This is a genomic window from Flavobacterium sp. (assembly GCF_039930565.1).
Lineage (GTDB): Bacteria > Bacteroidota > Bacteroidia > Flavobacteriales > Flavobacteriaceae > Flavobacterium.
In genome coordinates this window covers 1-10,914 of the sequence record NZ_JBDTTP010000104.1, presented here as the reverse complement: position 1 = coordinate 10,914, position 10,914 = coordinate 1, and the positions used below count along the sequence as shown (strand labels likewise).

Here is a 10,914-nt window from a genome sequence, read left to right as displayed (position 1 = left end):
AAATTCAATAAAATTTTAGATGCCCTTTTTGACAAATTAAGTTTGAGTAAAAAAGAAACTGAAATGATGCGTTTTTCAAACAGAATTGATTCTTTGTCTGAAAGCAATGATACCCGAAAACTTGACAACGAAAAGATTTTCTTAATGCGCAAGATCGAAGAAGTTCAAAATGAAATTTTTCAGTTAGAAAATAATATTCAATTTTTTGCCAATACTAAAAATGCAAAAAAAGAAAATTCAATTGTTCTTGAAGTCCGTAAAAATATTGCTGTTCACAAAGAAAGCCTGGAAGTTTGGAAAGAGAAACTAAAACAATTAAGAAATCTTAATCAGGAATAAAATTCAGTTAAATATTAAAAGGTGTAATGAGAATTTTCATTACACCTTTTTATTTACTGCATGCATCTTTATTTACTGCATGAATCAGCAGCTAAACACTTAAAAATATTCATTATATTTGATATGCTTCAAATTAAAGGAAATAAACTATATATTAATTTTAATAAATAATAATTATGAAATTTACAAGAAAAGCAAATGCAAAATGGCAGGGAACAGGCATGGAAGGCAAAGGAACAATAAGTACACAAAGTACAGCACTAGATAATGCACAATTATCATTTAAAACAAGATTTGCTGACGGAATTGGAACCAATCCGGAAGAACTTATTGGTGCCGCACATTCAGGTTGCTTTACCATGCAATTAAGCTTTCTGCTAAATGAAGAAGGATTCGTTGCCGATGATTTATCGACTGAAGCTTCCGTAAATTTTGAAGATGGTGCTATTGTTTCAATTCATTTAGATCTAAAAGGGAAAGTGCCTTCGATAACAGCTGAAAAATTCATGGAAATTGCTTCAAAAGCAAAAGAAATATGTCCTATTTCAAAATTATTAAATACAGAAATTACATTATCTGTTAATCTAATTTAATAGTAATCATCTTATTTCATTTGAATATAAAAAATATAAAAAAAAAGCTCCAATTGGAGCTTTTTTTTATTCAGATACTGTTTTACTTTTAACAACCAGTCTAAATCCTTCACCATGAATGTTTAAAATTTCAACATCCTCATCGGCTTTTAGATATTTTCTAAGTTTTGCAATGTAAACATCCATACTTCTTGAAGTAAAGTAATTGTCATCTCTCCAAATTTTAGTTAAAGCTAACTCTCTAGGCATCAAATCATTTTCATGCAAAATAAGCATTTTTAATAATTCATTTTCTTTTGGAGAGAGTTTTATCGGCTCATCCTTTTCAAAAGTTAAAAATCTAAGTTTAGAATTTAAGTGAAATTTACCTATATTAAACTCAAATTGTACTTGTTCTGCTTTTGTATCTGCAGATTTTCTTTGAATAATAGCTTTGATCTTCATTAATAAAACCTCTGAATCAAAAGGTTTATTAAGGTAATCATCAGCACCTGCTTTATATCCTTTTAACACGTCCTCTTTCATGGATTTTGCTGTTAAAAAAATAATAGGCACTTCACTATTTTTTTCTCTAATCTCTTTTGCTAATGTATAACCGTCTTTATAAGGCATCATTACATCAAGAATACATAAATCATATACGTCTTTCTTGAATTTCTCGAAGCCTTCCATACCGTTCTTTGCTAAAGTAACATCAAAGTCATTTAACATCAAATAATCTTTAAGAACTGCACCAAAATTGAGGTCATCTTCTACTAAAAGGATTCTTTTATTGATATTTTCCATATTTTAATTTATTAGTGGTATTTTTATTATGAAGGTACTACCCTTCCCTTTTTCACTTTCTACGTAAACCTGACCGTTATGATCTTCAACAATTCTTTTTACATAAGCAAGACCTAAGCCATGGCCTTTAACATTATGTATATCTCCTGTATGCTCCCTGTAAAACTTTTCAAAAACTCTCTTTTGAGCAATCTTACTCATTCCCAACCCATGATCTTTTATTTTTATCAGAATCATATCTTTAATATTTTCTGTAAAAATCTCTATCTTAGGAGAATCAGGGGAATATTTAATTGCATTTTCCAATATATTAACCAAAACATTTGTAAAGTGTACTTCATTGATAAGGCAAGTGGTTCTTGCGGCATTTAAATGTTTTACAACTGTACCGTGTTTATCTTCTAAAATTAAATTTACATGCTCAATTGCATCTTCAATTACATCATGTATTATAGTCGGTTCCTTAGTGATGTCAAGTTCTTTCTTTTCTAATTTAGAAATTCTAAGTACATTTTCAACCTGAGCATGCATACGCTTATTTTCATCTCGAATCATCTGCAGATATCGAAAAACTTTCTCTTTATCTTCAATAATTTTGGGATTTTTAATAGCATCCAGAGCTAAATTTATTGTAGCAATTGGAGTTTTAAATTCATGCGTCATATTATTAATGAAATCTGTTTTAATTTCAGAAATTTGTTTTTGACGTATCAATTGATTCAATGCACTTGTATAAGCAATAATTATAATCAGCGTAAAAATGATCGATAGTATAGTAATACTTACCAATTGCGACAATAAGAATTTCTTTTTATGAGGAAAAGTAACTAGCAATTCATATTTACTATTTCCTTCGTTATCAGCAAAAATTGGAATGGTATAGGTAGCATCTTTATCATAGTGAAACCCGTCCGATTTAATTTTTGTTGCGATTCCGCTACTATAAATGCCAAATTCAAATTTGGTTTTAACTTCATGCTCAACAAGCTCTTTGTTTAATAGATTTTTTAATTTCTCTTTTGAAATTCTTTCATCTATAGGTAATATAGAGGCATAATCTTTATAGGATATTTGTAATTGAGCCTTATTTAAAATATCTAAATTTCCGTCTTTTTCAATTTTTATATCAGGAATTGTACTTTGGTTTAGAGCTGTATTATCGATACTATTATTACTATTGTAAACTTCCGTTAACCTTTTAGAACTAAAGCTTTTAAATCTGTCTGAACTGAATTTTTTATTAAACAGGGAACCATTAAGGTCAAAATTTTCAGACGTTATACTATTTTTATATACTATAGTCTTATTAGTTTTAGTATTTCGCTGAACAAATAAAATTTCTAATAAATCTTCTTTTTGAGGAATCTTTCCTGTACTATCTTTTATATGATTAATTTTATCATAGAAACTATATTCTTCCTGCTGTTCTAATTTATCTGAAACATTACTGATTACCTGCGTAACGTGATACTTAAATTGTTCGTCATTATTTTCAAATGAAGAATTAAACCAATATACCTGAACCAGAATTATCCCAATTAAGGACAAACTCATAAGCAAAACAAGTATTCTAAAAAATATTTTATTCATCGAGACAAAATTAATATTTTAACAATATACTAAATAATACATTAACCAAATATTAACATTTAAGACTCATTTTGTTTAATATTTAAAATTTTAAGAATTTTAAGAACTTCTTCTTTGGCGATTTTAAGATTTTCATTAGGAATAACAAAATCACTTTTAGACTCACGTTCTTTGTCTTTCCATTGCATTTTGATACGGCTTAAAACCTGCTCAGTTGTTGTATTATCTCTTTTTACAACTCTGTCAATTCTGGTTTTTTCAGGTACCGATACGGTAATTACAATATCACAATCTTTGTAACGGCCACTCTCAAATAAAATTGCAGCCTCATAAACAACATATGAATATTCATTATGTTTTATCAGCCACTCATTAAAATCTTTTTTTACTGCCGGATGTATAATGCCATTTAATTTTGATAATTGATCTGGATCATTAAAAACTATAGCAGCTAATTTGGCTCTGTCTAATATTTCATTATCAAAAATAGCGTTACCAAAAACGTTTTTTATCTGATTGATAATATATTGTGTATTCATTATTTTCCTTGCCTCATCATCAGCAATATAAACAGGAAGGCCAAATTCCTTAAAAAAATTCGCAATAGTGGATTTTCCACTACCAATACCTCCAGTCAATCCTATAATTTTAGCCATTAAATTCTAAAAAACATATTAGGAAATGCTTCTTGCGGCTTTTTCCTTAAAACAATAATCTTAACAAATGATTCTATAAATCCAGTTCCGTATCCAAAAAATTGTTTCCAAACTGCAATAACAGAATAATAACCAATTTTTAAATTTTTATTCTTAATACTGGATGTAAGAAAAATTATTATGAAATATACGAAATATATTTGTAATAAAAAATCAAAATTGATAATTAATAGTAAAAAAGCTAATAATAAACCAAGTATAAAAATGGAAGGAAAGAAAAAAGTAATTTTATTATGCTCTGGATACCAACTATTTAAAATTGGTCTTGCTTTTCCAAATTTGTTTACCTGAACAGAAAATTTTTCCCAATCAATTCTTCTCTTATGATATACATACGCATTTTTGAATAATCTGGTTTCAAAACCAAGATTCCATAAGCGAATAGACAAATCAGGATCTTCACCTGGATGAATGTTCCCAAAACCATTTGAAGCCTGAAATGCTTTTTTGGATATCCCCATGTTAAAGCTACGAGGCTGGAATTTATTTATTTTTTCAGAACCTCCACGAATCCCACCTGTTGTCAAAAATGATGTCATCGCAAAATTGATAGCTTTTTGGATATCTGAAAAACTGTCTAATGCTTTGTCAGGACCTCCAAAACAATCTACATATTTTTCATTCAGTTCCTTTCTAACTTCGGTTAAGTATTGGGAAGGGATAATACAATCAGAATCAAAAATGATAAAATAATCTCCTCTGGCTTTGCGCATTCCAAAATTTCTTGAGTCGCCAGGGCCTGAATTTGTCTTAAAATAATAAGAAATATTTAATTTCCCCTGATAGTTCATTACTACATCTTTACATGGAATTGCCGATCCATCTTCAACAAGAACAATTTCAAATGCTTCGTTATAATCAGATTTCGCTAAGCTTTCCAACAATTCATCAACTTCATCAGGACGATTATACACGGGTATAATTAAGGAAAAAATCATAATAGAATATGAGTATTAAAGTGATAAGTATTTTAATTTTGCGCAAAGATATTCATAAAAAAACCATCAACTTTCAATTGATGGTTTTTTCTTTATATTTGTCTTGTATTTATTTGATACTCTCTATCTCTAAAACTTCCTCTGTTTCTGCTTTATAATCAACCCCATCAAATCCAAATCCGAATAAGTTGAGGAAATCATTTTTATATCCGGCTAAGTCACCAATTCCAGGTAACGTTTCAGTCGTTGCTTCTAACCAAAGTTTAGCTACTTTTGCCTGAACATCTTCACGCATTTCCCAATCATCGATTCTGATTCTTCCTTTATCGTCCAAAGGCACATCAGATCCATTATACAATTTGTCCTGAAATAAACGTTGGATTTGTTCAATACAACCTTCATGAATTCCTTCTTCTTTCATGATCTTATACAAAAGGGAAATATATAACGGAATAACAGGAATAGCAGAACTTGCCTGAGTCACCAATGCTTTATTTACAGAAACATAAGCTTTTCCCCCTACTGATTTCAAAGTGTCAGTTATAGAAAATGCAGTAGCTTCTAAATCATCTTTTGCACGACCAATTGTTCCCTTACGGTAAACTGCTTCAGTTAGTGATGGCCCAATGTAAGAATAAGCAACAGTTATTGCCCCTTCAGCTAATAAATTCTCAGCTTTTAACGCATCAATCCACATTGTCCAATCTTCACCCCCCATTACAGCTACAGTATTTTCAATATCTTCTTCATTAGCCGGAGCTATTGAAACCTCTGTAACATTACCTGTATGAAAATCTACTGTTTTATTTGTAAAAGTTTGTCCGATAGGTTTTAAAACTGAACGGTGTAAAACACCTGTAGTCGGATGCTGACGAACTGGTGAAGCTAAACTATAAATAATTAAATCAACCTTTTCTAAATCAGCTTTTATAAGATCTAAGGTTTGTCTTTTTATTTCGTTTGAAAAAGCATCTCCGTTGATACTTTTTGCATATAAACCTGCTTTGTGGGCTTCAGCCTCAAAAGCTGCTGAATTGTACCAGCCCGGAGAAGCAGTTTTTCCTTCAACTGGTGGTTTTTCAAAAAAAACACCAATAGTAGCTGCATCAGATCCGAAAGCGCTTGTTATTCTTGAAGCCAATCCGAAACCTGTAGATGCACCAATAACGAGTACTTTTTTTGCTCCATTAATTGGACCTTTTGATTTTATATATTCTATTTGATTTTTTACATTTTGTTCGCTTCCTTTTGGGTGAGCTGTCAAACAAATAAATCCTCTCATTCTAGGTTCTATAATCATCTTGTAAATTTATGGTATTAATTCAATTTCAGTTTTAATTTTTCAAAAATAGACATTTTATCCTTAACCCTTTTCATGTTTGTATTCATATTGTCTATAAAATTTGGGTTTAGCGCATTTTTGATAGCCAGTTTATAAAAATTATAAGCCTCAATATAGCGATTCTCATATTCTGCCATTCTTCCCAACTCACTATTAAAAGAAGAATGATCTACGTTTTCCAGATTTTTAAATGTAAAATCTATATGTTCTTTTGCTTCTGCATATCTTCCAATATCAATCAACAGATATGTGTAATTCAAATAAGGAGCAGGATATTTGGGTTCGAATTTCATAGCTAACTTATAATGATAAATCCCTTTATCATAATTACTTAGCTTGTTATAGTAAATCCATCCTAAATGATTATGGGCTTTTCCAAAATCAGGATATTGAGATAAGATTTCCTCCAGCATTTCTTTACCATCTGCAATATTTCCTTCAGTTATTAGCGAATCCGCCTTAATGAATTGATTTTCGTAGAAACTTAAACTTTCCATGGCTATATATCTTAATTTAATAATTGTTTTGCATGATTTAATGCCGCATCAGAAATATTGGACCCAGAAAGCATCTGAGCTATTTCTAATAGTCTTTCTTCCCTGGTTAACAGTTTTAGCTCTGATTGTGTATGATCGTCAATTGTGGATTTGAATACTTTAAAATGTGAATCACCTTTTGCCGCAATTTGTGGTAAATGTGTAATAGCGAATATTTGCATTTTCGTACTCATTTCTTTCATAATCTCGCCCATTCTGATAGCAATTTCTCCGGAAACTCCTGTATCAATTTCATCGAAAATTAAAGTTGGTAATTTTGAATATTGTGCCAAAATTGCTTTTACAGCCAACATAATACGAGACATTTCCCCGCCCGAAGCTACTTTTTTCAACAATCCGAAATCAGTTCCCTTATTTGCCGAGAACAAAAATTGTAATTCATCTTTTCCATTTTGAAAATAATTTTCAGAGGGTAAAAGTTCTATTTTGAAACGAACGTTCGGCATTCCCAGCGTTTCTAAAATCGAAATTAACTTATTGGATAAAACCGGAATTCCATTTGATCTGTTTTGATGAATAGCTGCAGAAAATTTATCTAATTCGATCGTTTTTTCTGCGATTGCTTTTGCTAATACAGTAATTTCTTCTTCAATATTGCCTAATTCTATAACTGCATTTTCTAAATCAGACTGAATCTGAATTAATTCATCAACCGAATTTACCTGATGTTTTTTTTGCAAATTGTAAACCAGTTGTAATTTCTGATTAGTTAACTCTAACTTTTCAGGATCATTTAATAATTTTTCAGAAGCATTTTGTAATTCTGCCGAAACATCATCGAATTCAATTGCAAGACTTGTTATTCTTTCAAATAAACTTTGATATTCCGGAGAAAAAGCTGTTATTTTTTGTAAGGATGTTTTTATTTCATTCAAATTATGAAACACACCAAATTGCTCTTCATTGGCAATTACCAAAGATTTATCTATTGATTCTTTTATAATTTCAACATTATTCAATTTTTCAAAATCAGATTCCAGCTCTTCCTGTTCTCCTGATTTTAATTTAGCTGCAATCAATTCGTTTAATAAAAATGTATTGTATTCCTGCTCTTTTCCTGAGTCGCTCTGCTTTTTAAGTAATCCGTTTAATTTTGATTTATCCGATTTGTATGTTTTTAATAACTTTTGATAAGAGTAGATACTATCAAAATTACCAGCTATGGCATCAATTATTTTAAACTGAACATTCTCATCAGACAACTCCTGAGTTTGCTGTTGTGAATGAATATCTATTAAAAACAAACTTAAATCCTGCAATTCCTGAAGATTTACCGGGCTGTCATTAATAAAGGCGCGCGATTTTCCTGAAGGTAAAATTTCTCTTCTGATGATTGTTTCATCTTCATAATCCAAATCATTTGCTTCAAAAAAGTCTTTAAGACCATATTTAGAAATTTCAAATTGTGCTTCGATGACACATTTTTCTTCTTTATTTTTTAAAGAAGTTAAATCGGCACGCTTCCCCAAAACCAGTCCTAAAGCACCTAAAATAATAGATTTTCCTGCTCCTGTTTCACCTGTAATTATAGAAAAACCTTTTGAAAAATCAATAGATAATTTTTCAATCAAAGCATAGTTTTTTATAGACAGTGAAGTAATCATATGGGTAAATATAAAATGTTAATGAAGAAAACAGATAGATTCTATTAAAATTTAATTTGTGTCCACTTGGCAGAATTTAAGGGCGAAACTCGATTTAAAGCATCGGTAAGATCTGTAATTGTAATCGTTGGACCCCCTGAAAATATAGAAACAATTTCATCTGATTTAGCGTCGAAAAAAACCCTTGTTAAAAAAGCATTTGGTTTGACAGAATTTACCTTAGTGATTAGTAATAATGAAGATTTTATCTTTTCTTTTGCTGTTTTTAAATCCTGATTCATTACATCCAGACCAGTGTGATAAGTAAATGATGTCTGACGTAAATCAGAATAGGTTGGTGACAATATATCATTAATTAAAAAATAACGGTTCTGTACACCATCAGATTGCGTCCATCCTTTTGATCCTCCCTGCTGGGCAAGATTGGCAATGCTTTGTGCCGTTTCAAAATTAGGATTCCCACCACCTAACACAAAAGTATCAGCATCCATTCCTAAAATCATATAGCTGTAAAAAGATACTACTGATATTAAATTAGATTCAAATGCCGTTGGATTGAATAATAAAGGTTCAAATTCAGTATATCTGAAATTAAAATCTTTATCATTAAAATTAAAAACAGGGGATGAATAAGTAGAGTTAAAAATTAATCTTGAAGACTGAATCTGTATAGTTCCTGAAAACTGATCTGAAGTATGTGAAGATAATGTTATGTAAATTGAACAGTTAATACGCTCATTTTGCTTAAGAACAGTACCTGTCCAATCCGTTTTATTTACAAATTCAGATAAGGAAGTCTGAAGTGTTTTATACACCTGCAGATTTGGAGTTGGCAATCTTTCTGCATTTATTGTTACTGTGCAATTTAACTGTTGTGCATTTGCAAAACCAAAAATTAAAAATATTATAATAGTAACTAATTTATTCATAAGTAGATGACATTTATAATTGTCATGAGTATGATTAATGATTGGCAAATTAAATCATTTCTTTTTTTCAAAATGTTCCAAAACCTTATTTAAAATATCCACAGCAACAGATTCTTTTGATTTCAATTCCATAGGTTCTATTTTAAAATTTTTATCAATAAAAGTTATTTTATTGGTTTCTTTTTTAAAACCTGCTCCTTCATCCTGTAAAGAATTTAAAACAATCAAATCTAAGTTTTTTTTCTGAATTTTCAACTTAGCATTTTCAATTTCGTTCTCAGTTTCTAAAGCAAATCCGATTAAAAACTGATTTTTTTTTATCGCGCCTAAAGATGCTAGAATATCTTTTGTTTTTTCAAGCTCAATGAAAAACTCTTCTGATGATTTTTTTATCTTCTGTAAAGCAACAACTTTTGGTCTGTAATCTGCAACGGCGGCAGCCGCAATCGCCACATCTACCTCATTGTAATACAAATGACATGCATCATACATTTCTTGTGCTGAAACTACATTTATAATTTCTACAGAAGCTTTTTTTGCTTTATAGTGTGTTGGTCCTGAAACTAAAATTACACTCGCTCCTAAATTAGCTGCAGTATTTGCAATATCAAAACCCATTTTTCCCGAAGAATGATTCCCAATAAAACGTACAGGATCTATTGCTTCGTATGTTGGTCCGGCGGTAATGAGTATTTTTTTTCCTCTTAATGGTAATTTACTTTCTAAATCAGCTTCTAGAAAAGCAATAATATTTTCTGGTTCAGCCATTCTGCCTTCGCCAGATAAACCACTTGCCAATTCACCATTTTCGGCAGGAATCATTATATTTCCAAATTGTTTTAAAGAATTAAAACTTGAGATTGTTGAAGGATGTTTATACATATCCAAATCCATTGCCGGAGCAAAATAAACAGGACATTTAGCTGATAAATAAGTAGCAATTAAAAGATTATTGCAATTACCTGCTGCCATTTTTGACAAGGTATTAGCTGTCGCCGGAGCAATCAACATTAAATCAGCCCAAAGTGCCAATTCTACATGATTATTCCATTCAGCATTCTCGTCATCCTCATTAAAAAAACTAGAATGTACCGGGTTTTTTGATAACGTAGATAAAGTTAACGGGGTTACAAAATCCTTAGAAGCAGGTGTCATGATCACCTGGACATGTGCACCTGCTTTTATAAAGAGTCGTACTAATGTGGCTGTTTTATACGCTGCAATTCCACCAGAAACTCCCAGTAAAATTTTTTTTCCGCTTAAAACTGACATTATACTATATTATTTGTTTGAACTTCTGTGGTAAGTTTTCCCATCTAACCATTCCTGAACAGCTAAAGCATGTGGCTTAGGCAATTTTTCATAGAATTTAGAAACTTCAATTTGTTCTTTATTTTCAAAAACTTCTTCAAGACTATCATTATAAGTAGCAAACTCTTCTAATTTCTCAGTTAATTCCTTTTTGATTTCAGAATTAATTTGATTTGCTCTTTTAGCCATAATGGTAATTGCTTCATACA

The 10,914-nt window shown here is 30.5% G+C and carries 11 protein-coding genes and 1 pseudogene; 2 read left to right on the top strand and 10 right to left on the bottom strand.

The genetic code is table 11. The features are described from left to right. Both ABI657_RS17840 and ABI657_RS17835 read left to right on the top strand, forming a co-directional pair. Positions 1-339, top strand: a pseudogene (locus ABI657_RS17840) (DUF349 domain-containing protein); the annotation flags it as partial. 176 nt (positions 340-515) lie between these two features. Next, positions 516-932: an OsmC family protein gene (locus ABI657_RS17835; RefSeq protein ID WP_348098624.1), complete on the top strand. Its 417-nt coding sequence runs from the start codon at positions 516-518 to the stop codon at positions 930-932. Positions 933-998: 66 nt separating this feature from the next. On the opposite strand, the gene ABI657_RS17830 is transcribed toward ABI657_RS17835, so the two are convergent. From ABI657_RS17830 to ABI657_RS17785, 10 genes are all read right to left on the bottom strand, one after another. Continuing rightward, positions 999-1,718, bottom strand: a complete 720-nt coding sequence (locus ABI657_RS17830; RefSeq protein ID WP_348098623.1) for a response regulator transcription factor — start codon at positions 1,716-1,718, stop codon at positions 999-1,001. Positions 1,719-1,721: 3 nt separating this feature from the next. Further along, entirely contained in the window at positions 1,722-3,308 is a 1,587-nt protein-coding gene (locus ABI657_RS17825; protein ID WP_348098622.1) for a HAMP domain-containing sensor histidine kinase, read from the bottom strand. 59 nt (positions 3,309-3,367) lie between these two features. Next, the gene (gene coaE, locus ABI657_RS17820) at positions 3,368-3,964 is read right to left on the bottom strand and encodes a dephospho-CoA kinase (protein ID WP_348098621.1); all 597 of its coding nucleotides are present in this window, start codon (positions 3,962-3,964) and stop codon (positions 3,368-3,370) included. Beyond that, positions 3,964-4,962 carry a glycosyltransferase gene (locus ABI657_RS17815; RefSeq protein ID WP_348098620.1) on the bottom strand — a complete coding sequence of 333 codons (999 nt, stop codon included), beginning with the start codon at positions 4,960-4,962 and terminating at the stop codon, positions 3,964-3,966. The genes coaE and ABI657_RS17815 overlap by 1 nt, the downstream gene beginning before the upstream one ends. 109 nt (positions 4,963-5,071) lie before the next feature. Then, positions 5,072-6,262, bottom strand: a complete 1,191-nt coding sequence (gene fabV, locus ABI657_RS17810) for an enoyl-ACP reductase FabV (protein WP_348098619.1) — start codon at positions 6,260-6,262, stop codon at positions 5,072-5,074. A 17-nt stretch (positions 6,263-6,279) separates the two neighbouring features. Further along, positions 6,280-6,801 carry a hypothetical protein gene (locus ABI657_RS17805; RefSeq protein ID WP_348098618.1) on the bottom strand — a complete coding sequence of 174 codons (522 nt, stop codon included), beginning with the start codon at positions 6,799-6,801 and terminating at the stop codon, positions 6,280-6,282. A gap of 11 nt (positions 6,802-6,812) precedes the next feature. After that, a complete protein-coding gene (gene recN / locus ABI657_RS17800; protein ID WP_348098617.1) occupies positions 6,813-8,465 on the bottom strand; it encodes a DNA repair protein RecN in 1,653 nt (550 codons plus the stop codon). A 44-nt stretch (positions 8,466-8,509) separates the two neighbouring features. After that, positions 8,510-9,394 (bottom strand): DUF4835 family protein, encoded by an 885-nt coding sequence (locus tag ABI657_RS17795; RefSeq protein ID WP_348098616.1) that lies wholly within the window; start codon positions 9,392-9,394, stop codon positions 8,510-8,512. Positions 9,395-9,448: 54 nt separating this feature from the next. Further along, positions 9,449-10,666, bottom strand: a complete 1,218-nt coding sequence (gene coaBC / locus ABI657_RS17790; protein WP_348098615.1) for a bifunctional phosphopantothenoylcysteine decarboxylase/phosphopantothenate--cysteine ligase CoaBC — start codon at positions 10,664-10,666, stop codon at positions 9,449-9,451. Positions 10,667-10,675: 9 nt separating this feature from the next. Continuing rightward, positions 10,676-10,914: DNA-directed RNA polymerase subunit omega (locus ABI657_RS17785; RefSeq protein WP_348098614.1), on the bottom strand; the 239-nt coding region annotated here is incomplete at its 5' end.